This is a genomic window from Pontibacter kalidii, assembly GCF_026278245.1.
GTDB lineage: Bacteria > Bacteroidota > Bacteroidia > Cytophagales > Hymenobacteraceae > Pontibacter > Pontibacter kalidii.
Map to the genome: position 1 here is coordinate 4715699 of NZ_CP111079.1, position 24299 is coordinate 4739997.

The 24299-nt window shown below is 49.3% G+C and carries 32 protein-coding genes; 27 read left to right on the top strand and 5 right to left on the bottom strand.

Features of this window, described 5'->3' with window-relative positions:
- The 24 genes from rpsQ to hscA all read left to right on the top strand — a co-directional run bounded on the left by rpsQ (position 1) and on the right by hscA (position 14871).
- On the top strand, positions 1-255 hold the full coding sequence (gene rpsQ, locus OH144_RS19925; RefSeq protein ID WP_140620843.1) for a 30S ribosomal protein S17: 255 nt from the start codon (positions 1-3) through the stop codon (positions 253-255).
- 1 nt (position 256) lies between these two features.
- On the top strand, positions 257-625 hold the full coding sequence (rplN, locus tag OH144_RS19930; protein WP_073853812.1) for a 50S ribosomal protein L14: 369 nt from the start codon (positions 257-259) through the stop codon (positions 623-625).
- Between the two features lie 18 nt (positions 626-643).
- The gene (rplX, locus tag OH144_RS19935; RefSeq protein WP_266204009.1) at positions 644-967 is read left to right on the top strand and encodes a 50S ribosomal protein L24; all 324 of its coding nucleotides are present in this window, start codon (positions 644-646) and stop codon (positions 965-967) included.
- A 1-nt stretch (position 968) separates the two neighbouring features.
- A complete protein-coding gene (gene rplE, locus OH144_RS19940; protein WP_266204010.1) occupies positions 969-1523 on the top strand; it encodes a 50S ribosomal protein L5 in 555 nt (184 codons plus the stop codon).
- A gap of 2 nt (positions 1524-1525) precedes the next feature.
- Positions 1526-1795, top strand: coding sequence for a 30S ribosomal protein S14 (gene rpsN / locus OH144_RS19945; RefSeq protein WP_140620840.1), 270 nt, complete (start codon positions 1526-1528; stop codon positions 1793-1795).
- Between the two features lie 90 nt (positions 1796-1885).
- The gene (gene rpsH / locus OH144_RS19950; RefSeq protein ID WP_266204011.1) at positions 1886-2284 is read left to right on the top strand and encodes a 30S ribosomal protein S8; all 399 of its coding nucleotides are present in this window, start codon (positions 1886-1888) and stop codon (positions 2282-2284) included.
- A gap of 14 nt (positions 2285-2298) precedes the next feature.
- On the top strand, positions 2299-2853 hold the full coding sequence (gene rplF / locus OH144_RS19955; protein ID WP_266204012.1) for a 50S ribosomal protein L6: 555 nt from the start codon (positions 2299-2301) through the stop codon (positions 2851-2853).
- 8 nt (positions 2854-2861) lie between these two features.
- Entirely contained in the window at positions 2862-3209 is a 348-nt protein-coding gene (rplR, locus tag OH144_RS19960; RefSeq protein WP_266204013.1) for a 50S ribosomal protein L18, read from the top strand.
- A 5-nt stretch (positions 3210-3214) separates the two neighbouring features.
- Entirely contained in the window at positions 3215-3733 is a 519-nt protein-coding gene (gene rpsE, locus OH144_RS19965; RefSeq protein ID WP_266204014.1) for a 30S ribosomal protein S5, read from the top strand.
- 5 nt (positions 3734-3738) lie between these two features.
- The gene (gene rpmD, locus OH144_RS19970) at positions 3739-3918 is read left to right on the top strand and encodes a 50S ribosomal protein L30 (protein ID WP_073853829.1); all 180 of its coding nucleotides are present in this window, start codon (positions 3739-3741) and stop codon (positions 3916-3918) included.
- Positions 3919-3920: 2 nt separating this feature from the next.
- Positions 3921-4367, top strand: coding sequence for a 50S ribosomal protein L15 (rplO, locus tag OH144_RS19975; RefSeq protein WP_266204015.1), 447 nt, complete (start codon positions 3921-3923; stop codon positions 4365-4367).
- Positions 4368-4379: 12 nt separating this feature from the next.
- Positions 4380-5696 (top strand): preprotein translocase subunit SecY, encoded by a 1317-nt coding sequence (gene secY, locus OH144_RS19980; RefSeq protein WP_266204016.1) that lies wholly within the window; start codon positions 4380-4382, stop codon positions 5694-5696.
- A gap of 3 nt (positions 5697-5699) precedes the next feature.
- Positions 5700-6473 (top strand): type I methionyl aminopeptidase, encoded by a 774-nt coding sequence (map, locus tag OH144_RS19985; RefSeq protein ID WP_266204017.1) that lies wholly within the window; start codon positions 5700-5702, stop codon positions 6471-6473.
- Entirely contained in the window at positions 6474-6692 is a 219-nt protein-coding gene (infA, locus tag OH144_RS19990; RefSeq protein ID WP_025609076.1) for a translation initiation factor IF-1, read from the top strand.
- Positions 6693-6697: 5 nt separating this feature from the next.
- Positions 6698-6814, top strand: coding sequence for a 50S ribosomal protein L36 (gene rpmJ, locus OH144_RS21600; protein WP_045688470.1), 117 nt, complete (start codon positions 6698-6700; stop codon positions 6812-6814).
- Positions 6815-6824: 10 nt separating this feature from the next.
- Complete coding sequence (gene rpsM / locus OH144_RS20000; protein WP_266204018.1) at positions 6825-7202, top strand: 30S ribosomal protein S13; 378 nt, start codon at positions 6825-6827, stop codon at positions 7200-7202.
- Positions 7203-7212: 10 nt separating this feature from the next.
- Positions 7213-7605, top strand: coding sequence for a 30S ribosomal protein S11 (rpsK, locus tag OH144_RS20005; RefSeq protein ID WP_108212760.1), 393 nt, complete (start codon positions 7213-7215; stop codon positions 7603-7605).
- A 21-nt stretch (positions 7606-7626) separates the two neighbouring features.
- Complete coding sequence (gene rpsD, locus OH144_RS20010) at positions 7627-8232, top strand: 30S ribosomal protein S4 (RefSeq protein WP_266204019.1); 606 nt, start codon at positions 7627-7629, stop codon at positions 8230-8232.
- Positions 8233-8269: 37 nt separating this feature from the next.
- Entirely contained in the window at positions 8270-9259 is a 990-nt protein-coding gene (locus tag OH144_RS20015) for a DNA-directed RNA polymerase subunit alpha (RefSeq protein ID WP_266204020.1), read from the top strand.
- Between the two features lie 73 nt (positions 9260-9332).
- Positions 9333-9866, top strand: a complete 534-nt coding sequence (rplQ, locus tag OH144_RS20020) for a 50S ribosomal protein L17 (RefSeq protein ID WP_266204021.1) — start codon at positions 9333-9335, stop codon at positions 9864-9866.
- A 75-nt stretch (positions 9867-9941) separates the two neighbouring features.
- Positions 9942-11057 carry a glutamine-hydrolyzing carbamoyl-phosphate synthase small subunit gene (gene carA / locus OH144_RS20025; protein WP_266204022.1) on the top strand — a complete coding sequence of 372 codons (1116 nt, stop codon included), beginning with the start codon at positions 9942-9944 and terminating at the stop codon, positions 11055-11057.
- 21 nt (positions 11058-11078) lie between these two features.
- The gene (eno, locus tag OH144_RS20030) at positions 11079-12356 is read left to right on the top strand and encodes a phosphopyruvate hydratase (RefSeq protein WP_266204023.1); all 1278 of its coding nucleotides are present in this window, start codon (positions 11079-11081) and stop codon (positions 12354-12356) included.
- Between the two features lie 88 nt (positions 12357-12444).
- Positions 12445-12741, top strand: a complete 297-nt coding sequence (locus OH144_RS20035; RefSeq protein ID WP_266204024.1) for an FtsB family cell division protein — start codon at positions 12445-12447, stop codon at positions 12739-12741.
- Positions 12742-13005: 264 nt separating this feature from the next.
- The gene (hscA, locus tag OH144_RS20040; protein ID WP_266204025.1) at positions 13006-14871 is read left to right on the top strand and encodes a Fe-S protein assembly chaperone HscA; all 1866 of its coding nucleotides are present in this window, start codon (positions 13006-13008) and stop codon (positions 14869-14871) included.
- A gap of 200 nt (positions 14872-15071) precedes the next feature.
- Here the strand turns inward: hscA and OH144_RS20045 are convergent, their stop codons facing one another.
- On the bottom strand, positions 15072-15422 hold the full coding sequence (locus OH144_RS20045; RefSeq protein ID WP_266204026.1) for a hypothetical protein: 351 nt from the start codon (positions 15420-15422) through the stop codon (positions 15072-15074).
- Positions 15423-15431: 9 nt separating this feature from the next.
- Complete coding sequence (locus tag OH144_RS20050) at positions 15432-16499, bottom strand: Ldh family oxidoreductase (protein WP_266204027.1); 1068 nt, start codon at positions 16497-16499, stop codon at positions 15432-15434.
- A 207-nt stretch (positions 16500-16706) separates the two neighbouring features.
- On the opposite strand from OH144_RS20050, the gene OH144_RS20055 reads away from it, so the two are divergent.
- Positions 16707-19085 (top strand): tetratricopeptide repeat protein, encoded by a 2379-nt coding sequence (locus tag OH144_RS20055; protein ID WP_266204028.1) that lies wholly within the window; start codon positions 16707-16709, stop codon positions 19083-19085.
- An 848-nt stretch (positions 19086-19933) separates the two neighbouring features.
- On the opposite strand, the gene OH144_RS20060 is transcribed toward OH144_RS20055, so the two are convergent.
- From OH144_RS20060 to OH144_RS20070, 3 genes are all read right to left on the bottom strand, one after another.
- Entirely contained in the window at positions 19934-20869 is a 936-nt protein-coding gene (locus OH144_RS20060; protein WP_266204029.1) for a Ppx/GppA phosphatase family protein, read from the bottom strand.
- Positions 20870-20884: 15 nt separating this feature from the next.
- Entirely contained in the window at positions 20885-21811 is a 927-nt protein-coding gene (locus OH144_RS20065; RefSeq protein WP_266204030.1) for a PDDEXK family nuclease, read from the bottom strand.
- A 64-nt stretch (positions 21812-21875) separates the two neighbouring features.
- Complete coding sequence (locus OH144_RS20070) at positions 21876-22769, bottom strand: class I SAM-dependent methyltransferase (protein WP_266204031.1); 894 nt, start codon at positions 22767-22769, stop codon at positions 21876-21878.
- 106 nt (positions 22770-22875) lie between these two features.
- On the opposite strand from OH144_RS20070, the gene dapF reads away from it, so the two are divergent.
- Both dapF and OH144_RS20080 read left to right on the top strand, forming a co-directional pair.
- The gene (gene dapF, locus OH144_RS20075; protein WP_266204032.1) at positions 22876-23655 is read left to right on the top strand and encodes a diaminopimelate epimerase; all 780 of its coding nucleotides are present in this window, start codon (positions 22876-22878) and stop codon (positions 23653-23655) included.
- Between the two features lie 103 nt (positions 23656-23758).
- Entirely contained in the window at positions 23759-24274 is a 516-nt protein-coding gene (locus OH144_RS20080; protein WP_266204033.1) for a GNAT family N-acetyltransferase, read from the top strand.
- The last annotated feature ends 25 nt before the right edge of the window (positions 24275-24299 follow it).

The following is a 24299-nucleotide window of genomic DNA, read 5'->3' on the forward strand; positions in this document are numbered from 1 at the left end:
ATGGAGAGAAACCTAAGAAAAGAAAGAAGCGGTAAGGTTGTTAGCAATAAAATGGACAAGTCGATTACTGTATTGGTGGAGAGCAGAATGAAGCACCCGATGTATGGTAAATTTGTTAGCAAATCGACCAAGTTCATGGCTCACGACGAGAACAACGACTGCAACATCGGTGATGTGGTACGCATTCAGGAGACGCGTCCGCTCAGCAAGAACAAGAAATGGCGTTTAGTAGAAATTATAGAAAGGGCTAAATAAGATGATACAGCAGGAATCAAGACTAAGTGTAGCTGATAACAGCGGTGCCAAAGAAGTTCTTTGCATCCGTGTGTTGGGCGGTACTGGTAAGAAGTATGCATCTGTTGGCGACAGAATTGTTGTAACAGTGAAGTCTGCCCTTTCTTCTGGTAACGTTAAAAAAGGTACTGTCTCTAAGGCAGTGATAGTAAGAACTAAGAAAGAGATTAGAAGAAAAGACGGTTCCTATATTCGTTTTGACGATAATGCGGCCGTTCTTCTGAATGCCAATAACGAACCACGCGGGACGCGTATTTTCGGACCGGTAGCCCGTGAACTTCGTGAAAAGCAATTCATGAAAATTGTTTCGTTAGCTCCTGAAGTTCTATAACTACAAATTCAGATTAAAATGAATAAGAAAAAACTTCATGTAAAGACTGGCGATACAGTTAAAGTAATAGCCGGTGACGAGCGCGGTAAGACTGGCCGCATTATCGCTGTAAACGCTGAGAAGCAGAGAGTAACTATTGAGGGCCTGAACATGGTAACCAAGCACCAGAAACCTAGTGCTCAGAATCCACAAGGCGGCATCAACAAAGTAGAAGCTCCTATTCATGCTAGCAACGTGGCGCTTGTTGACCCTAAATCAGGGGAGACAACTAAGGCTGCTAGAAGAAAGAACAGCGAAGGTAAAACAGAGCGTTATTCTAAAAAGACAGGAGAGGTAATCTAAGATGGCAACTGCAAGATTAAAAGAGAAATATCAGAACGAGGTAGTGCCTGCCTTGAAAGAGAAGTTCCAGTATAAGAACGTCATGCAGGTGCCTAAGATCACAAAGATCTCCATCAACAAAGGTATCGGCGCTGCCGTTGCCGACAAGAAGTTGGTAGACATTGGCGTGGAGGAACTTACCACGATCACTGGCCAGAAAGCTGTTCCTACGATTGCAAAGAAGTCGGTTTCGAACTTCAAATTGCGCGAAGGAATGCCAATCGGCGCCCGTGTTACCCTGAGAGGGGAGAAAATGTATGAATTCCTGGATCGTCTGCTTACTGTGGCCTTGCCACGAGTTCGTGACTTCAGAGGTGTAAATGACAAAGGCTTCGACGGCCGTGGTAACTATACGCTGGGTGTTAAAGAGCAGATTATCTTCCCAGAGATCAGCATCGATAAGATCAAAGCGATCTCTGGTATGGACATTACATTTGTAACTACAGCTAAAACAGACGAAGAGAGCTACGAACTGCTGAGAGCATTCGGTATGCCATTCGCCAATATCAAGAAATAACCATGGCAAGAGAATCAGTAAAAGCCAGAGAGCTTAAAAGAGAAAAGCTTGTAGCTAAGTATGCTGCAAAAAGAGCTGAGCTAAAAGCCAAAGGTGACTACGAGGCACTTGATAAGCTGCCCCGTAACGCCTCTCCTGTAAGACTACATAACCGTTGCAAATTGTCAGGAAGACCAAGAGGATATATGAGAAAATTCGGTATTTCTCGTGTGGTTTTCAGAGAGCTGGCGGTTATGGGTAAAATTCCTGGTGTTACAAAAGCGAGCTGGTAATTTTTTAGGATTCATACTAAGAATCTTAAAAAGATATTACTATCTTTGCCCCTCGCTTAGATAAAGCATTCATTATTACATTCATTCATAATGAACACAGATCCAATAGCAGATTATTTAACTAGAGTGCGTAACGCTATAAAAGCTAACCACAGAATAGTTGAGATACCATCTAGCAAGATTAAACAAGAGATCACAAAAGTATTGTACGACAAAGGGTATATCCAAAGTTATAAATTTGATGACTCTGGCGTACAAGGCACGATTAAGATAGCTCTGAAGTATAACCCTAACACTAAGCAATCTGCTATTGTGAAACTGGAGAGGGTAAGTAAGCCAGGGCTTCGTAAGTATACTGGCACAGAGAACCTGCCAAGAGTACTGAACGGACTTGGTGTAGCCATTTTGTCTACATCTAAGGGTGTGATGACAGAGAAAGAGGCTAAGTCACTGAATGTAGGTGGCGAGGTGTTATGTTATGTATATTAATAGGAGGATAGACAATGTCACGTATAGGAAAATTGCCAATCACCCTGCCTAACAATACACAAGTTACCATCGGTGATAACAATGTAGTAACAGTGAAAGGCCCTAAAGGCGAGCTTTCTACTACTATTGATAAGGACATGATTGTAAAGCAGGACGAAAGTGCTATTATTGTAGAGCGTCCAACCGAGCAGAAGCGTCATAGAGCTATGCACGGTCTTTACAGATCCCTGATCAATAATATGGTAGTTGGTGTTAGCGAAGGCTACAAAGAGCAGCTTGAGCTGGTGGGTGTAGGTTATAAAGCTTCAGTTCAGGGCAAAGTGCTTGAACTGGCTCTTGGTTACTCACACAACATCTACATGAGCATGCCTGACGAAGTAACTGCTACGGCTGTTACTGAGAAAGGTAAAAACCCGATTGTAACGCTGGAGAGCAACGACAAGCAATTGATTGGTCAGGTTGCTGCTAAAATCAGATCACTGCGTAAGGTTGAGCCATACAAAGGTAAGGGTATCCGTTTCGTAGGAGAAGTTGTTAGAAGAAAAGCTGGTAAGACAGCGTCTAAATAATCGTCATCATGTCTACTAATAAAATAAGCAGAAGACTAAGAATTAAAAAAGGTATCAGAAATAAAATTTCTGGTACTTCTGAAAGGCCGAGACTGACTGTGTTCCGTAGCAACAAAGCTATTTATGCGCAGCTAGTTGACGATACTACTGGTGTGACACTAGCGGCAGCCTCTTCAGTTAAACTTGATGATGCAAAAGCTAACATCGAAACTGCAGGAAAGGTTGGAACGACTATCGCTGAGCAAGCGTTGGCGAAGGGAATCTCAGAAGTAGTGTTCGATCGTAACGGTTACCTTTATCACGGTAAAGTAAAATCATTGGCAGAAGGCGCTCGTCAAGCAGGCCTTAAATTCTAAAGAATATGTTGAAGAATAATATACGTAGCGTAAAGGCAAGCGAAATCGAGCTTAAAGAGAGAGTAGTAGCCATTAACCGTGTAGCCAAGGTTGTTAAAGGTGGTAGAAGATTTAGCTTCGCCGCTATCGTGGTAGTTGGTGATGGAAATGGTGTTGTTGGTTATGGTCTTGGCAAAGCCAATGAGGTAACAGACGCTATTGCCAAAGGCATTGATGATGCAAAGAAGAACCTTGTAAAGGTTCCTGTTTACCATAGCACGGTGCCTCACGCGATGGAAGGCAAATACTCTGGTGGTTTTGTTCTGGTTAAGCCAGCTGCTCCAGGTACTGGTGTAATCGCCGGTGGTGCAATGCGTGCTGTGCTGGAGAGTGCTGGTATCAAAGATGTACTTTGCAAGTCTAAAGGATCTTCTAACCCGCACAACGTGGTTAAAGCTACTTTCGATGCTCTTGCTAAAATGCGTGATCCTTTAGCGGTAGCGCAGCAACGCGGTGTTAATTTACAGAAAGTATTTAACGGGTAATTGAAATGGCTAAAGTAACGATCACTCAAGTTAAGAGCATTATCGACCGACCAAAGACTCAAAAGCTGACTATCAAAGCGCTGGGTCTTGGCAAGATAAGCAAATCAGTGTCTGTTGAGTATACTCCACAGATTGCTGGTATGGTAAAGAAAGTCCACAATTTGGTAGAAGTAAAAGAACAATAATCATGTACTTACATTCTTTAAAACCTGCAGAAGGTTCTGTTAAAACCAGAAAGAGAATTGGTAGAGGTGCTGGTTCAGGTAGAGGTGGAACTTCTACACGTGGACACAAAGGTGCTAAGTCCCGCTCTGGTTACTCACAGAAGGCTGGCTTTGAAGGTGGCCAGATGCCACTTCAGAGACGTGTGCCTAAGTTCGGCTTTAAAAACATCAACCGCGTTGAGTATAAAGCCATAAACTTAGATGTTATTCAGGCTCTTGCTGAGTCAACAAATGAGACTGTGATGAACTTTGATTTCTTCAAAGCACATGGTCTTGTTCAGAAGAAGGACAAGGTTAAGGTATTGGGCAGAGGAGAGATTAGCAAAGCCATTGAGATACATGCTCATGCTTTCTCCGGAACTGCTGCATCATCAATAGAAAAAGCAGGCGGTAAAACAGTTGCTCTTTAATCAGTAGGAGGTATGAAGAAGTTTATAACAACGTTAAAGAACATTTTTGCTATAGAGGATTTAAGGGTGAGAATCCTTAATACCCTTTTCTTTATAGCTATTTTCAGACTTGGTTCTTTTGTTGTTTTACCCGGCGTTGATCCTGGTCAACTACAAGCTAACACCTCCGGAATTTTCGGGTTGTTAGATACCTTTTTAGGTGGAGCATTTAGCAATGCCTCCATCTTTGCATTGGGTATCATGCCGTATATTTCAGCTTCTATCGTACTGCAACTGCTTACCATAGCTGTTCCTTATTTCCAAAAAATGCAGAAAGAGGGTGAATCTGGAAGAAAGAAAATCAACCAGATCACTCGCGTTCTGACAATTGTTATTACACTTGCCCAGGCCGTTGGCTTCGTGGCTACTATCAATGCCGAAGCGATTGTGATCAACCAGACTTTGTTCACAATTACGTCCATGATCGTGCTCACCTCCGGAACTGTGTTCTGTATGTGGCTGGGAGAGAAAATTACTGATAAAGGTATAGGGAATGGTATTTCGATGCTGATCATGATCGGTATTATCAGCCGCTTTCCCGGAGCTATACTTTTCGAGGCAACCTCGAAGCAACTGGATGGCGCACTGCTCTTCATCTTTGAGTTAGTAGTTCTGTTCTTGGTTGTAATGTCAGTAGTGATGTTAACACAGGCAGTAAGAAGAATACCAGTACAGTATGCCAAGCAGGTTGGCGCAAGCTCGCTTTATAGCGGTCAGCGCCAGTTTATACCGCTAAAGGTAAACGCAGCCGGTGTAATGCCCATTATCTTTGCACAGTCCCTGATGTTCCTGCCTTCCATGATAGCTTCTATCTGGGCAGAGTCAAATGAGACTGCCAATTACATCGGTGCTACCTTCTCTGATTTTACATCCTGGCAGTACAATGTGGTTTTTGGTCTGCTTATTCTCGTGTTTACTTATTTCTACACGGCTATTAGTGTTAACCCGAATCAGATAGCGGATGACTTGAAGCGTAGCGGCGGTTTTATACCTGGTGTTAAACCTGGTCGCTCTACCTCTGAGTATATTGATGCTATCTTAACCAAGATAACTTTACCTGGTGCTATTTATCTTGCACTCGTAGCGATATTCCCGGCTATTGCCATGTTGTTTGGCGTCACCAGAGAGTTCTCTCAGTTTTTCGGAGGTACCTCTTTGCTAATCATGGTTGGCGTTGTGCTTGATACCCTGAAGCAAGTAGAAAGCTACCTGCTGATGCGCCACTACGATGGCATGATGAAATCAGGAAAGCTGCGCGGCAGGACTGAGAATATTGCCATGGTATCCTAATCCATGATTGTATATAAAACTGAAGAAGATATTGAGCTGATTCGCCAAAGTGCTTTGATCTTAAGCAAAGCACATGGCGAAATTGCTCGTGTAATAAAACCGGGTATCAGCACTCTTCAACTGGATAAACTAGCTGAAGAGTTTATACTTGATAACGGCGGCAAGCCCTCCTTCAAGAACTATAATGGCTTTCCTTATAGTTTGTGTATCTCTGTTAACTCCGTAGTTGTGCATGGATTTCCGGGCAACTATGTTTTGAACGATGGGGATATAATTTCTGTTGATGGAGGTGTTTATAAAAATGGTTTCCATAGCGACTGTGCCTACACCCATGCGGTTGGAGAGGTTTCTCCTGAAGTGCAAAAGTTGCTTGAGGTTACTAAACAATCACTGTATTTGGGCTTGGAGAAGGCTATAGCTGGAAACAGGTTAGGAGACGTGAGTTACACGATACAGGAGTATGTGGAAGCTAACGGCTTCACGGTGGTTCGCGAATTAGTGGGCCACGGGATAGGCAGGAACCTGCATGAGTCCCCGGAGGTCCCTAACTATGGAAAGCGAGGTCAGGGAGTTAAGTTACAGAACGGCCTTGTTATTGCTGTTGAGCCGATGGTCAATTTAGGGGGGAGGCACATTGTGCAGGAAGAGGATGGATGGACGATCCGCACCAAGGACAATAAACCCTCCGCGCATTTTGAGCATACAATTGTGATCCGTAAGGATAAACCGGAGATATTAACAACTTTCGATTATATAGAACAAGCTAAAAAATCATAAATGGCAAAACAGTCGTCCATAGAGCAAGACGGAACTATTGTAGAAGCTTTGTCTAATGCCATGTTTCGGGTGGAGCTTGAAAATGGTCATCAGGTAGTAGCTCATATTTCTGGTAAGATGCGCATGAATTACATCAAGATACTTCCAGGTGACAGGGTTAAGTTGGAGATGTCTCCTTATGATCTAACTAAAGGCAGAATTGTTTACCGATATAAATAAATCCAATGAAAGTTAAAGCATCAGTTAAAAAGAGAAGTGTTGACTGTAAGATTATCCGCCGCAAGGGGAAGCTTTACGTCATCAACAAGAAGAATCCAAGATATAAACAAAGACAAGGTTAATTAATTATTTATGGCTAGAATAGCAGGAGTAGATATTCCGGATAATAAGAGAGGAGAGATTGCGCTGACCTATATTTTTGGTATCGGACGCAGCCTTTCAAAGCAGATCTTGAGCAAAGCCGGGGTGGATCTTGACAAAAAGGTAAAAGACTGGACTGAGGACGAAGCCGGTGAGATTAGAAATGTAATTGCTGCTGACATTAAAACGGAGGGTGTATTAAGATCCGAAGTACAGCTGCACATTAAGCGTCTTCTTGACATTGGTTGCTACCGTGGGTTAAGACACCGTAAAGGTTTGCCAGTTCGTGGTCAGAGAACTAAGAACAACTCTCGCACGAGAAAAGGTAAGCGTAAGACAGTAGCTAACAAGAAGAAAGCATCTAAATAATCTCTAGATCATGGCTCAGAAAAGAAAAGATAAAGCTAAAAAGCGTGTTGTAGTTGTTGAACCTACTGGCCAAGTACACATCAAAGCTTCTTTCAACAACATTATTATATCAGTAACCAATAACGCAGGACAAGTTATTTCTTGGGCTTCTGCTGGTAAGATGGGCTTTAAGGGTTCTAAAAAGAACACTCCTTATGCTGCACAAATGGCCGCTGCTGACTGCGCAAAGGTTGCTTATGACCTTGGTATGCGTAAAGCAGAAGTTTTTGTTAAAGGTCCAGGTGCAGGTAGAGAGTCTGCTATCCGTACTGTGCAAAACACAGGTATCGAAGTAACGATCATCAAAGACGTTACACCACTGCCGCACAACGGTTGCCGTCCTCCAAAACGCAGAAGAGTTTAATTCCAAAATAGAGAACAAGAAATGGCAAGATATACAGGTCCTAAGAGTAAAATCTCTAGACGTTTCAACGAGGAAATATTTGGCCCAAGTAAGGCGCTGAAGAAGAAAAGCTATCCTCCAGGGCAGCACGGACGTGGCCGCCGCAAGAAGCAGTCGGAGTATGCGATTCAGCTTGCTGAAAAGCAAAAAGCAAAATATATATATGGTGTTCTAGAGAAGCAGTTTGCTAACCTGTTCGAGAAGGCACAAAGAAAAGGCGGCATTGCAGGTGAGAACCTTCTTGCCCTGCTGGAGGCTAGACTGGATAACACTGTTTACCGTTTAGGTATCGCCCCAACCAGAAGAGCTGCACGCCAGCTTGTGCTACATAAGCACGTTTTAGTTAACGGTGAAATTGTGAACATCCCTTCTTATTCTCTTAAGGTAGGTGATGTTGTGGCTGTACGTGAGAAGTCGAAATCTCTTGAGGCTATCACTACCAGTTTGACTGTGCGTAATGCGCGTCAGTTTAACTGGTTAGAGTGGGATGCTAGCGAGATGGCTGGTAAGTTTGTGTCTACTCCGGAGAGAGACCAAATTCCTGAGAAAATTCAGGAGCAGCTGATCGTTGAGCTTTACTCTAAGTAAGCCGCATAATCAATTTATAACCTTTAACACTGCAAGTATGTCAATATTAGCATTTCAAATGCCAGAGAAAGTTGTAATGGAAAAAGCCGACGACTTTCATGGTTTATTTGAATTCAAGCCGCTTGAAAAAGGTTACGGGGTAACCATCGGTAATGCGCTGCGAAGAATCCTTCTTTCTTCTTTGGAAGGATATGCCATTACCAGCATTCGCTTAGGTGGTGTACTGCATGAGTTCTCGTCTGTTGAAGGGGTGGTTGAGGATGTATCGGATATTATTCTGAACCTGAAGATGGTTCGCTTTAAGAAGATAAGCGAAGTGGTGGACGAAAGGATCACTGTCTCTTTCAGTGGCCAGGATACGTTCAGAGCTGGTGATATCAATAAGTTCACTTCAAGCTTCGAGGTGCTGAACCCAGAGTTGGTGATCTGCCACCTGGACTCCAGCGTGAACTTCGAGTTGGAGATGACAATTCAGAAAGGCCGTGGATACGTGCCTGCTGAAGAGAATAAGCCAGTTGAGCAGGTGTTTGGTCAGATTTCTATCGACGCCATCTACACTCCGATCAAGAACGTGAAGTTTAGTGTAGAGAATACTCGAGTGGAGCAGAAGACTGACTACGAGAAACTTGTTCTTGATATACAGACAGACGGCTCTATTCATCCGGAAGATGCCTTGAAGGGTGCAGCTAACATCCTGATCCAGCACTTCATGTTGTTCTCTGACAACACCATGACGTTTGAGACAGCCAAGCCTGAAGAAGAGGAGGCTGTAGACGAGGAATTACTGCATATGCGCAAGGTTCTGAAGACACCACTGCAGGACATGGACCTTTCTGTTCGTGCTTACAACTGCCTGAAGGCCGCCGATATCAAAACACTTGGCGACCTGGTGCAGTTGGACATCGCGGACATGATGAAGTTCAGAAACTTCGGTAAAAAGTCTTTGACAGAACTAGAGAATCTGGTTCAGGAGAAAGGTCTGACTTTCGGTATGGATCTTTCTAAGTATAAATTAGAGGAAGAATAAAATTTAATCCTACGGCATAATTCCCGATCCCGCTTAGGTTGATCGACGGTATGCACGTGCACAATTCAAAATAATGAGACACGGTAAAAAAATTAATCACTTAGGAAGAACTGCTTCACACCGTAAGGCAATGTTGTCAAACCTGGCATCATCCCTTATCCTGCACAAGCGCGTTTCTACTACAGTAGCAAAAGCTAAAGCGCTTCGTAAATACGTGGAGCCGCTGCTTACTAAATCTAAAAGCGACACAACGCACTCCAGAAGAACAGTATTTGCTTATCTTCAGAACAAAGAGTCTGTTAAGGAGCTTTTTGATGATGTATCGGTGAAGATCGCAAACAGACCAGGTGGTTATACACGTATCCTGAAAACTGGCTACAGACTTGGTGACAACGCAGAAATGTGTGTGATCGAGCTGGTAGACTACAACGAGGATATGCTGGCAACAACTGGTACTGCTGCTGCCGGTGCCAAGAAAACGCGTCGTCGTGGCGGTAAGAAGAAGGCTGAGGACACTGCTGCTGCTGAGGCTAAGGCCCCAGAGGCCACTGATGCTCCTGCTGCTGAGTCTAACGAAGCTAACGAAGAGACAAAAGATGCTAAATAAGCTCTGTTTGTAAATATCTTAAAGGGACATGGCGTAAGTCGTGTCCCTTTTTTATGTTTGTAATAATCCTTTAACATGAAAAAACATACTTCCTCAGAGGCAATTCTTTTATTAGAAGATGGTACGATGTACAAGGGCAAGAGCTTAGGACGGATAGGCACGTCTGGCGGAGAGCTTTGCTTCAATACAGGTATGACCGGCTACCAAGAAATATTTACGGACCCATCCTATTACGGACAGATTGTGGTAAACACGGTATCACACGTAGGTAACTATGGCGTGCAGCACCAGGAGGTGGAGTCTGACAAGATACAAATCAATGGATTGGTTTGTAAAGACTTTTCACATCACTTCTCCAGAAAGACAGCTGAAGGGTCCTTGCAGGATTATTTTGAAAAGGCAGGCGTGGTAGGTATCTGCGAGATCGACACCCGTTCGCTGGTGCGCCACATCCGGGACAAAGGAGCGATGAATGCGATCGTGTCTTCGGAGATAACGGATGTGGAGGAACTGCGTAAGAGGCTGGCAGAGGTGCCGTCTATGGCAGGCCTGGAGCTGTCCTCGCATGTAAGTACACCGGAGATCTATCATATGGTGCCGGAAGAAGTAAAATATAAAGTGGCTGTGCTCGACCTGGGAGTGAAGCGCAATAGCCTGAACAACTTTATGCAGCGCGGATGCGAGGTGAAGGTGTATCCGTTTAACACGCCATTTGAGGAAATGGAGAAGTGGAACCCGGATGGCTACTTTATATCGAATGGACCCGGCGATCCGGCTGCCACAAGAGACGCGGTGAACAGTGTAAAGCAGATCCTGGAGAAGGAGAAGCCTATGTTCGGTATTTGCATGGGGCACCAGGTGCTGGCGCAGGCAAACGGCATTGCCACTTACAAGATGCACAACGGCCACAGAGGCCTTAACCACCCGGTAAAGAACCTACTGACCGGCAGAAGCGAGATAACCAGCCAGAATCACGGCTTTGTGGTGGACATGGAGCAACTCAAGAACCATCCGGAGGTGGAGATTACGCACATCAACCTGAACGATAACACCGTGGAAGGGATGCGCATGAGAACCAAGCCGGCTTTCTCCGTGCAATACCACCCGGAATCATCGCCAGGACCACACGACTCTACTTACTTGTTCGATGAGTTTGTGGCCCTGCTTGAGAAGAGTAAAAACAAAGTATAACTATAGTAAAAAACAAAACGAATGAGCTTAATCACTGACATTAAAGCCAGACAAATCTTCGATTCGCGTGGTAACCCCACGGTGGAGGTTGATGTAATGACTGAGACAGGCATTATGGGCCGCGCTGCTGTACCATCTGGCGCCTCTACAGGCATACACGAGGCTGTAGAGCTTCGCGATGGAGACAAGGGCAAGTACATGGGCAAAGGTGTGCTGCAGGCCGTAAAGAACGTGAACGACAAGATAGCCGAGGAACTGGTGGGATTCCAGGTGTTTGACCAGAACCTGCTCGACAAGATCATGATCGAGTTGGACGGTACGCCGAACAAAGGTAACCTGGGCGCCAATGCCATACTGGGCGTGTCGCTGGCTATTGCACGCGCGGCTGCGCAGGAACTGAACCTGCCACTGTACCGCTACGTGGGTGGTGTGAATGCCAATACCCTGCCTGTGCCGATGATGAACATCCTCAACGGCGGTAGCCATGCGGATAACGCCATCGATTTCCAGGAGTTCATGATCATGCCGGTAGGTGCTCCTTCTTTCTCCGAGGCGCTGCGTATGGGCTCCGAGGTGTTCCATCACCTGAAGAACGTACTGAAGAAAAAAGGTCTGTCTACGAACGTGGGGGATGAGGGAGGTTTCGCGCCGAACATCGCTTCTAACGTGGAGGCCATTGAGGTGGTGCTGCAGGCGATCGAGGCCGCCGGCTACAAGCCTGGCGACGACTTTATGATCGCTATGGATGCGGCCAGCTCTGAGTTCTATGATGCCTCTTCGGGCCAATACCACTTCAAGAAGTCCACGGGTGATAAACTGTCTTCTTCTGACATGGTGAGCTACTGGGCCGAGTGGGTGAACAAGTACCCGATCATCTCGATTGAGGACGGTATGGCTGAAGACGATTGGGCAGGCTGGAAAGAACTGACTGATAAAGTTGGCAGCAAGTGCCAGCTGGTAGGCGACGACCTGTTCGTAACGAACGTGGAGCGTCTGCAGCGAGGAATTGATGAGGGCGTGGCTAACTCTATCCTGATCAAGGTGAACCAGATCGGAACGCTGACCGAAACCATCAACGCCATTAACCTGGGCATGCGCCACGGCTATAAGAGCGTGATGAGCCACCGTTCAGGCGAGACAGAGGATAACACCATTGCCGACCTGGCTGTTGCCCTGAACACAGGTCAGATCAAGACTGGCTCGGCTTCCCGTTCAGACCGTATGGCCAAGTATAACCAGTTGCTTCGCATAGAGGAGGAACTTGGTGAGGTGGCATACTTCCCTGGCAGGAAGTTCTAAAATACCATTTTTAGAAAATATATTTTGTAAGGCTGTGGGTTATAAGACTCACAGCCTTATTTTTGTATGCACACCTTAGCCCAATGTTATGATACAGCGCATCCCCAAAATATTCAGGAACTTCTATCTCATTGTTTCCTTTCTGTTTGTCGTATGGATGCTGTTCTTCGACTCCAACGATTTTGTGACCCAGTACCAGATGCGCCGCCAACTGAGCGAACTGGAGCGTGACAAGGAGCATTACCTGGAGAAGATGGCGGAGGTGGAGAAAGACCGCAAAGAGTTGATGGGCAACCCGGCGTTGCTGGAGAAATTCGCCCGTGAAAAATACCTGATGAAGCGCCCCAACGAAGACGTGTTCATTATTGTGCCGAAGGCGGAGTAGGAAGTATAGTTAAAAGCAGGCAGCGCTGCTCTAACGTACATCCAGCCCCTTTGTATGGCGCAGGCGACCGCCGGGCGCCTCAGCTTCCATAGCGGCTATGCTGAAGAGCATTGGTGCCGGAAGCGCTAAGTATAAATTTTATACTTCAGGTATAAACCGAATTAACCTCCCCCTTCTCAAAACAAATCCCTCCCCAAATAATTTGTAACTTTGTAGTATAGCGCTGCTGCCAAATGGCGGCGGGCTCACGTAAATATAGATACTATGGCAAAAGTTGCAATAAACCTTTCTACCGGAGCTCTTCAGCAGGAAGAGGTAATAGTAGGTATAGATTTAGGAACGACCAACAGCTTGGTGGCCTACATCCATCCTGAAGATAAAAAGCCGATCGCGATCAACGACCAGGGCCGTGGCACGATTGTGCCGTCGGTGGTGCACTTTACGCAGCAGGGCGATACGATTGTGGGCACCGAGGCGAAGGAGTACCTGACCACTGACCCGGCGAATACTTTCTACTCCGTAAAGCGCCTGCTGGGCAAGTCGTACAAAGACCTGGGCGAGCACAAGGATTACTTCGGCTACAAAATCATCGACGATGATTCAGAGGGCCTGGTGAAGATACGGGTGCAGGACACCTTTCACTCCCCAATTGATCTGTCGGCGGAGATATTGAAAGAACTGCGCGAGCGGGCCGAGCATTCCCTGAAAACCCCGGTGAACCGTGCGGTGATCACGGTGCCGGCCTACTTTAACGACTCTCAGCGCCAGGCTACCCGTGATGCCGGAAAGCTGGCCGGGCTGGAGGTGCTGCGCATCGTAAATGAGCCCACCGCAGCGGCGCTGGCCTATGGCATCGGCATCGACCCAAGCGAGGAGAAAACCGTGGCCGTGTATGATCTAGGGGGCGGTACGTTTGATATCTCTATCCTGAGCATCCACCAAGGCATTTTCGAAGTGCTCTCCACGCACGGCGATACCTACCTGGGCGGCGATGACTTCGACCGTGCCATCATCAACCACTGGATTCAGGAAAACCAGCTGATCGCGGATACGATAAACGAAGATAAAAACTTGCAGCAGGAGTTACGACTCCGAGCCGAAGAAGCTAAGAGAACCCTCAGTTCCCAGCCAGTCTACACCGGAACCATAAACGGAGCTATAGATTGCCACATCGAACGCCATACCTTTGAGACGCTGATCGCGCCAACTGTTGCCCGCACCATTGAGAGCTGTAAGCAGGCCATGGCCGATGCCAAGCTGCAGCCGGAGCAGATCGATGCGGTGATCATGGTAGGCGGTTCCACGCGTGTGCCGATGGTATACGAGGCAGTGTCAGCGTTCTTTGGTAAGCCAGCCAACAACCAGCTGAACCCGGATGAGGTAGTGGCCCTGGGCGCAGCGATCCAAGCCGACATCCTGGCGGGCAACCGTAAGGACATCCTGCTGCTGGACGTAACCCCGCTCACGCTGGGCATCGAAACCATGGGCGGCCTGATGGACCCGATTATCCCCCGAAACTCTAAAATACCGACCAAAGCCGGACGCCAGTATACCACCTCGGTGGACGGCCAGGTGAACATGAAGATCTCGGTTTACCAAGGCGAGCGCGATGTGGTGAAAGAGAACCGCAAGCTGGCTGAGTTCGACCTGAAGGGCATACCTGCCATGCCGGCCGGCTTCCCGAAGGTGGACGTAAACTTTATACTGAATGCTGATGGCATCCTTAAAGTAGAGGCCGTGGAGCTGCGCTCGGGCGTGCGCCAGGAGGTGGAGGTGAAGCCGCAGTATGGCCTGACCGACCAGCAGGTGGAGCAGATGCTGATGGACTCCATCACCCACGCCAAGGACGACGTGGCCACCCGTATGCAAATTGAGGCGCGCACCACGGCTGAGCAGATGCTCTACCAGGTAGAGCGATTTGTGGAGAAGAACGGCCAGCACCTGACGGAGGAGGAGATCAACCTGACGCGCGAGAACCTGCAGAAGCTGCGCGAAGTATTGGCAGCCGGGGGCGATAAAGATGCCATTTACGCAGCCATCGACAGGCTGGAGGAACAGACCAGCCCGTTTGCCGAGCGCGTGATGCAGATCTCTATCAAGCAGGCCATGGCCGGTAAGAAGATCGAGTAGAAGTATAAAGCAGCCTGGGAAGATACAAGCCCGGAGCTGCGCAAAGTATAAAAGAGAAGCGCTGGCTATACTTTAGCCAGCGCTTCTCTTTTATACTTATAAGTATGATAGACGGTACTTCAGCTTTGGATGCTCCCTTTACCTGATGAGGTGCCGAAGCAGTGGAAGCCAGCTCAGCCTAAACCAGGCAATGGCTCTGGTTATTGTGCTATGGCTTGGAGCACAAACTGCAGCAGGCTGAAGTTAAAGTATAGCAGCGTAATGGCCACAATCACCCCGACCATCACGTTGGCGTAGGGCGCATCCTGTTCCTGCACTTCCCGCACACCCCAGTAGATGTAGCCGATAAGGGCCAGCAGGGCGTAGAGCAGCAGCAGAGCAGGTATGGCCAGCAGCACCTCCACGGAGGCGATGCGCCAGAAGTAGTTCAGGCCCAGCCAGAACAAGTTCAGCGTCCACGACACGACCAGCATCAGGATGCTGCGCCGCCCTGACACTAAGCCTATACTTCTGAAAAACTTTGCCGCTGCTGTGCCTTCTCCCGCTGCCATATTTTATCCTTACAGTTTAATTCCGAAGCGCTGGCCCAGCGACTCCAGGTCGCGCTCCACGGGTGTCAGCAGCGGAATACCCTGAATCATGCGTATCTCTTCCGTTACCCGCTCCGGGTCGCCCGGAATCAAGACGGCACTCTCGCCCGGAACCACGTTTGCGCTCCGGAAGGCTTCGATCCAGTTGTCCATGTGCTGCTTGAACTCATCGGCCGGGCGAAAAGCATCCACGCGCATGGCTCCTAAGAAGTGGCCGATTCCTTCGCCGGGCAGGTTGTCTGCCACCGGCAGGAAGGCCACAAACGGCGGCACCCACGGTCCGTAATTGGCACCGGAAAGCACCGCCGACAAGATATCTACCACAGCGGCCAGAGCATACCCCTTGTGGCTGCCATGGTCGCGGTCTGAGCCGAGGGGAAGCAGCGCGCCGCCGTCCTTTAGTTCGTTGGGATTTGTAGATTCGTTCCCTTCCTTTGTCTGGATCCAGCCTGTAGGGGCTTTTTTCTCCTTGCGCTGCAGGATCTCCAGTTTGCCGTTGGCTGCGGCAGCTGTGGCAAGGTCGGCAACAAAAGGTGGCTGGCGGTTGGCGGGCACGGCTACGGCAATCGGATTGGTGCCCAGCATGCGGTCTGTGGAGAAGGTAGGGGCCACCAGCGGCGAGGCGTTAGTCATGGCAATGCCAATCATATCACTCTGCAGGGCCATCATGGCATGGTAGCCGGCAATGCCGAAGTGGTTGGAGTTTTTTACCGACACCCAGCCGGTGCCGGCCTGCTCCGCCTTCTTTTTGGCGATCTCCATGGCGCGCGGCGCCACTACCAGGCCAAGGCCTGCGTCACCATCCACAGTGGCGGTGCTGGGTGTTTCGTGCACCACGCGGATGTTTGGTTTCGGGTTGATGCGGCCAGCCTCCCACAGCCTCACATAGCCGCTCAGGCGGGCTACGCCATGGGAGTCTACGCCGCGCAGGTCGGCGGAAAGCAGTACTTCGGCAGCCAGACGGGCATCGTCCGCCGGGCAGCCCATGTGCAGGAACACCTCCTGCGTAAAATCGAAAAGTTGTCGGTATGGGTACATGAGAGCGTCTTCTGTTAAGGGCGGCAAATTAAGAAATTATCAGGCCAATGCCTTAGCTTATACTTTGTTCCCTTCTCCTCGAACGACTAAAACTATAATTTATGGCCTCTTCACCAGCTATATTACTTTTTTTCTATACTTTTCGGGCTGATTTTGCAAAACTGGAACAGGCTTTGCCTTTGCCTCAGAAAGTTAGCCCCTTATACTATGAAAAAAGCACTACTACTTTTCACCGCTGCCCTCGCGGCCTTTACTGCCCAGGCGCAGCACAAGCTGCTGTTCGAGGAGAAGACAGCCGAGGCCTACCTGCTGAAGTATGGAACCGGCTCCGGCGCCAGTCAGGCCCAGCTCAACAGCATCATCAATATACTTAAAGAAAACCAGGTGACCACCCGTAGCGGCAGGCCGCCCCGCACGCCAGAGTTCACGCTCCGCTTTGAGCAGCAGGCACAGGTGGCGGATGCCGGCGACAAGCTGCAGCTAAAGGTGCAGGTGGCAAAAGTACAGGTAAGCGGCAGCACCGACTACAAAGGCTTTGATTTGGGCGATGCCTTGCTGCCGGATAAGTATAAGGCCAAGGTACAACTGCTGAATGCCAAGAACGAGGTAGTGCAGGTATACGACCGGACCGTGGCGCTGAAGCCAAACGGCGTGGCGCTGCTGCAGGAGCAGCTGCCTGATACCGCTGCCCACCAGAACTATAAACTGCAGGTGGTAGAGGAGCAGGTGGAGTACACGGCCGTGGATGTGCAGCAACTGCGGGAGCAACTGAACCTGGTGCGGGCGTATTTTGCCGCCGATGCCAACGTGCTGCAGGCCCTGAAGGAGGTGGCGCTTATACTTCCGGATGATATTGACCGCCTGCCCCTGCACGACCGCAAACTGCACGAGCTGGAGAAGCAGTATGAGCTCCTGAAAAAAGAGAACTACACCGAAAAGCTTAACCTGAAACAGCAGGACCCGCAGCGCCTGAAGTATAAAATGGAGCAGCTTGGGCAGGTGCTGGGGGAGCGCCGCAAGGCTGTTAACTATACGTTAGCCACCATCCATGAGCATTTCTACAACCGGGGTGTGAGCCTGCTGAACAATGGCAATGGCTCGGTGGCGCAGACCTACTTTGCCAAGTCGGTGGAGGCCAACCCGAACTTTGCCCCGGCGCACGTGCAGCTTGCCCGCATCGACTTGCACAACGGTTACATCCGAGAGGCTACCAACCGCACCCGCGACGTACTCACCCGCATGCGCGTGGACCCGCAGACAGAGCAAATGGCGCTCACGTTGGCCCATGACATCTATGCCGCTCACATCATCGAAGGAAACCGCCTTACCACTCGGGGTGAGTACCACAATGCACTGGAAGCTTACGCCGAAGCGCGCGACCTGTGCAGCACCATTGGCGGTCTGCGTTGCAGCATGCAGGCCCTGAATGACGGAGAGGCCCGTGCAGCCAGCGGCGTATACAGAAGTATGGTGGATAACGGCAGGCGTCTGCTGGCACGCAACGATTTGCAGGAGGCGGAGCGGGTGGCACAGGAGGCGCTGGTTTTCCAGCGGGAGTATGATTACGTGCTGCACAACGCCACTGAGGCCGGCGACCTGCTGAACCAGGTGAAGTTCCAGTGTTACCTTAGTTTTATAGATGAGGGCAAGCGCTACCTGGCGCAGCAGAACCATCGGGCGGCCCTGGGGCAGTTTGAAGAGGCACTGACGCTGGAACAGCAGTATACGTTCAGGCCGGTGCAGGAACTGCGGTTGCTGTCGCAAAGGGCGGCCAAGCCGGTGCTGCTGGCCATGTTGGGGGAGGGCTATGAGCAGGCCATGCAGAACAGGCTAAGCAATGCCCGCCAGACCGCCGCCGATGCCACCGCTATGCAGGAGCGCTTTGCGCTGGTGCAGGATGCGGAGGTGGCCAGCAAGTATAAACTGCTGCGCGAGCGCATCTTTACCCAGGAATGCATCAACACGCAGGCTACGTACGACAAGCACTTCCAGAACGCGCAGGCGCTGGTGCGGGAGAAGAAGTTCATTGCCGCCGACCAGGCTTATGAGGCGGCAATCGGGGCGGCAGCGGGAATGTCGGAATGTGGTATTGCTTCCTTCACCGCAAAGGATGGGAAGGCAGCCATTGCCGTAGCCGCTAACTACCAGCGCAAGTTGGAGGAGGCCAACCGCCTGATCAGCAGGAACAAGTATAACGAAGCAATTCTGAAGTATGATGAGGCAAGAATATACTACCTGGCGCAGCAGGTAAACAGGTTCGGGCTGGACCACATCTCGCTCTTCAACTTTGGCAAAGATCACCCCAACCAGCCTTTTACAGCGGCTGTGGCAGGTTATTTCGCTAACCAAGGGGAGGAGCAGGTGTCGATACAACTGCTGTCGATGTTGCTGGAGAAAGGCTACCGTAAAGGCAAAACCAAGCAAGTGCAGCAGCAACTGGGCCAGCAACTGGCGCTGAAAGATGTGCAGCAGGGGCAGTTGCTGGATGCTAAAGTACAGTCCGTAAAGTATAGCCAGAACAACCGGGGGCTGAAGCAGCTGAAGAAAGCATATGAGAAGGAGCGGAAGCGGCTGGGGAAAGGGTAAAAGTTCAGTAGCCCAGGGAGTTTATATTTCCGGGGCTATTTTTTGCAATTTGCAGCAAGCTATACTTTTCTAGCGCTAGCATTCGCTTGTACCTTCTCTTAGCCGCTGCTTCCCGCAACTGGAAGCAAGCTATACTTGCTAGCTGCTGCTCATCCACGGCTTTACAACCTGCTCGTTTCATAGTATACTTTGGTGCTCTCCAGCCCGGGTGGGCTCGTGCTTTGGCATCGCGCGGTGTACATTTCCTTTGCTTGACCTGCGGTCTCCGCAATTTCGCTGAAGCGAAACCGGGAATCTACAAGGCGCTCAACCCAAGGACTGGGATCAGTTTTCGATAGCCGCTGCCTTTTCTGTCATCTCGAATGGAATGAGAGATCTCTTTAGAATTCTGTTTAGATCTCTCGCGCTGCTCGAGATGACAAGGAAGTATAACAAGCACGGAATTCCCTTCTCTGAAGTAGTGGGTTAATCCTTTGTAGGGACAGGTCGCGACCTGTCCGCGTGAAGGCTGTAGAAATACTTAGGCATGAGTAACAGCAGGCTCCCCTCCTTGGACAAGGAGGGGTAGGGGTGGTTGGATTTCGAAGCTCTGAGCCTCACCTCCCTTCCCACAAGTTCCTTTCAGGATGACAGCAAAGTATAGCAACAAGTATAACAACTATGAAACTTATACTTCAGCCAAAGCTATTACGAACTCCCCTCCTTAGAAAAGACTAGAATCCCGAACTCTTTCCGGCGGTGGGGTGATATAGGTTGGACCTAATGCAGGCAGCCACTCCTAGGAGCTGCGCACGCTGCGAGGTCTTCAGGATACGATCTGCAAATCCTGAAGCAGACAAAAGAAAACGCTACTTCTGCAGCATCTCGTACAGCACGCCCTCTTTCAGCGCATAGGATGATACTCTAATTTCCTGCAGCTTATACTTCTGCAGCACGAAATCCACGGCTATACTTGCCAGCACGATCATGTCTACGCGCATTTCCAGCATGCCGGGAATGGCAAGGCGCTCGTCGTGGTTTTTGCGGAGCAGGTCGTGGTGAATGGTATAATAATCTTCTACAGCCAGTGCAGCGGCGGCGGGGATACTTTGCTGGCGCGAAGTGTCGCTTTTGCGAAGGGCATCCATATCGCAGAGTGTGTCGAAGGTACCGGAGGAGCCTACCAGGATAGTGGGTTTATACTTAGCCACGGCCTCGGTAAGGGACTGCAGACGCTCGTCCAGGTACGCTTTTTCGGCGGCTATACTTTCGGCAGGGATCGGATCAGCGGTGAAGAACTGGTCCATGAGGCGTTGCGCCCCCAGTTCAAAGCTCTGCTTCCAGAAGATTTCGTTCTGGTTGCAAAGTATAAACTCCACGCTGCCGCCGCCAATATCCATGATGAGAGCTGTCTGCTCGTCCAGTACGCCGGCGAAGCGCACGCCGTAGTAGATCAATTCGGCCTCGCGGGCACCGTCTATCACCTCTACCTGTATATCGGTTTGCTTGAAGATGTCCTTTATAAAATCGTCGCCGTTGCTGGCGTTGCGCACCATGCTGGTGGCCATGGCCCGAACCGTTTTCGCCCCGAATTCATCTATGATTTTACGGAACCCGCGCAGGGTTTTGAGGGCACGCTCAGAGGCCTCGGGCGTAATGGCTCCGTTACTGATGCCGCCCTGCCCCAGCCGCACGGGCACCTTGGTTTTGTAAAGCTCCGTAAGCTGGCCCTGTTCATCCACCTCTGTTACCAGCAGGTGAAAGGTATTGGTGCCCATGTCGATAAGTGCGAGGCGGTTGGTCATGTAGTGATGATTTTATTAGGTTAAATAGTCTTGTAGCTCTTTAAATACCGCATCAATATCTTCTTTGATTCTTTTGGATGTGAATGTTAAAAGTGAAATACCCAAAGAGGATGCTTTATTTCGCTTGATGCTGTCGATAGTTTGTTGCTCTCGGCTTTTATGATGTTCAAAGCCATCTAACTCAATAAAGGCAATTTTCTGCCTCGTAAAGTTTGCTACTAAGAAATCATATCTAAAGTTGATAGGTTTAACTTTCTCTTCCGAATCGTTGTAAGGAATTTCTTGAAGTGTGGTGTAGATTCCGCTGCTATACTTGTAGTAGTAAAATTTTTGTCTCAAACTACAGACTTCTGGTATTATAGCTGGATTGGTTGGACTATGATGATAGTATTTAATCCAGTGCTTTACAAAAAGTCGCTCAAGGTAACTAGTTGATAACTGATCAAGGCATTTAACAAGATTTGTGTGATACTTTGTGCGTAATTGTCCATTTACATGCTCAATAGTCCATGGAATGGAACTCAGATCTTCAAGAGCATTGGTATTGATAAAGTTGTAACCGTCTTTTAGACCGAAGTTTAAGTCATAGTATTTCCGGTCATCCCAATTCAGGCCAAATCTTACTCTTTCTATTAATGGGCTTTTGCGATGAGCAACTGGTTTATGTTTACTATACTTATTCTGGAAGCGCTCCATGGCTGCTTTCCTACCATCATTAGAGTTTAGCCACTTAATAGCAGGCTCCGAAGACCAAAGTCCAAATTCATTTTGCTCTCTCAGAAACCAGTCGTTAGATATTTCACCTTCCACCTTTTCATAAAAAGCTTCATGCATTTGCTCTGGAGTCCAGACCTTGTTCTGTCGGATAAATGCATCCATGAACTGAGCAATCTTCCCATTGATGTGGTTCTTATGTCTATTGTCTAATTCTGAGCTCTTCATACCTTCACAAAGGTTAATTCATGCTAATGACCTGCAAAGGCTGATGTAAAGCAAATAAGCTGCTCTACCTCCCCACCGAACTAAATCGAAAGAACGTTCCCAACGGCAGTCTTCTGTCACCACTGTCGTGCAAGTATAACTCGCCCAGTTCTTCATTCTGCACTCGCTCCCCAAATGTATCGCGCATCAGGTTATCCAGTACCATCGCCGAAAAGCCCATCGAGTAGAGGTTTATCAGCAGGAAATAGTCGGTGCCGTCCAGCATTTCGCGGCAGAGTTTAATCATCTCGTTCAGCTCGTCTTCCAGCTGCCACTTCTCACCGTTCGGGCCGCGGCCGTAGCTGGGCGGGTCCAGGATGATGCCGTTGTAGGTGTTTCCACGCTTTACTTCGCGGCGGGCGTACTTCATGGCGTCTTCCACAATCCAACGCACGTTGTCCAGGTTGCTGGCTTCCATGTTGTCGCGGGCCCAGAAGTTCACCTGTTTGATTGAGTCAAGGTGGGTTACGTCGGCCCCGGCGGCTTTGGCGGCCAGCGTGGCGGCACCGGTGTAGGCAAACATGTTCAGCACCTTCGGCTGCGGCGTTTTCAGCCTTTTAGTAGTATCATAGATAAACTTCCAGTTGCTGTCTTGCTCCGGAAATAAACCCACGTGCTTAAACGAGGATAGACCTAAGCGGAAACGCAGCTTCAGGTCGTTATAGGTGTAGTTGATGAACCACTGCTCCGGCATTCCTTTCCTCAGTTTCCACTGGCCTTTCTCCTGGCTGCCTTTGTCGCGGGTGAACACGGCATTGGCCATGCGCTGCCACTCCTGCTCGGGCAGGTGCTTGTCCCAGATGGCCTGAGGCTCGGGGCGCGCCACATAGTACTGGCCAAATCGCTCCAGTTTTTCAAAATTCCCGGAATCAACCAACTCATAGTCAGCCCAGTTTTCTGTTGTTAGAAAGGAATACATATCTTTGTCGTTTATTTCAGGCTCAGCGCCAGTATGCGGTAAAATTACGCATTATCCGCTTAACCTTAAAAAGGCACGCAGCCACCGACTTATTTGTTACAGCTATATGGTAATCACCTTTTATAAATACCAGGGTACCGGCAACGATTTCGTGATGATCGACAACCGGAAGCTTACTTTTCCTGCACAGGACGAAGCGCTGGTAAAACACCTCTGCGACCGCCGCATGGGTGTTGGTGCCGACGGGCTTATACTTTTGCAGGACCACCCGGACTACGACTTCGAGATGGTGTACTACAACGCCGATGGCCGCGTGGGCTCCATGTGCGGAAACGGCGCGCGCTGCACCGTCCGGTTCGCCAGGCAATTGGGCGTGATAGAAGACGTGGCTTGTTTCCTTGCTGCCGACGGCGAGCACCAGGCCAGCGTGGAGCGGGACCTCATCCAGCTGAAGATGAACGACGTGAAAGTTGTGGAGAGGATCGGGGAAGATTGCTACCTAAATACCGGATCGCCGCATTACGTGCGATTTGTAGAGGATGTGGAGAACCTGGATGTGTACGAGGAAGGACGCACCATTCGCTACAACGAGCGCTTCAGGGAAGTGGGCACCAATGCCAACTTCGTACAGCGCCTGGCCGATGACAAGATCTTTGTGCGCACCTATGAGCGCGGCGTGGAGGACGAGACGCTTTCCTGCGGAACAGGTGTAACAGCTGCAGCGCTGGTGGCAGGTGGTCTAAAAGACATGCAGAGCCCGGTAAAGGTAAAAGTGCCGGGAGGCGAGTTGCAGGTGGCCTTCGAGAGAAGCGGTGATGGCAGCTTTAAATATATCTACCTTATTGGCCCGGCCAAATTAGTCTTTACCGGCAGTATCACTGTCTGAGGGAAGTATAAGCCGTTTTAAAGTATAAGACTTTCAGGATGTATAAACTGGAAGTCTTTTCTTTTTTTTGTGTAGCTTGTGTGAAAGTATAAAGTATAAACCCGTGTTCCTGAAAGCTGACCAAACCTACCTGCGTGCCCTGGAGCCCGCCGACCTGGATTTCTTGTACTCACTGGAGAACGACACCTCTGTGTGGCATGTGGGAAACACGCTCACGCCCTACTCTAAATTCGTGCTGGAGGCTTACCTCGAAAACGCCGCCCTCGACATCTATACGGTAAAGCAGCTGCGCCTTGTCATCTGCAACAGCAACAACGAAGCCATAGGCGCCATCGACCTATTTGACTTTGACCCGCTGCACCGCCGCGCCGGCGTAGGCATTGTGGTGATGGCAGAGCACCGGGGCAACGGCCATGCCCGCGAGGCGCTGCAACTGCTGCTGGACTACTGCCACAGCAAGCTGCAGCTGCACCAGGTATACTGCTCCGTTACCGCCACCAACCTGCCAAGTATACACCTCTTCACCCAGGCCGGCTTCCAGCAAGTGGGCGTGCGGAAAGAATGGCTGCGTACCTTAGATGGCTGGGAGGATGTAGTGGAGTTTCAGAAAGTGTTTTAGGTTGGGAGTTATTTGTTGTTCATAG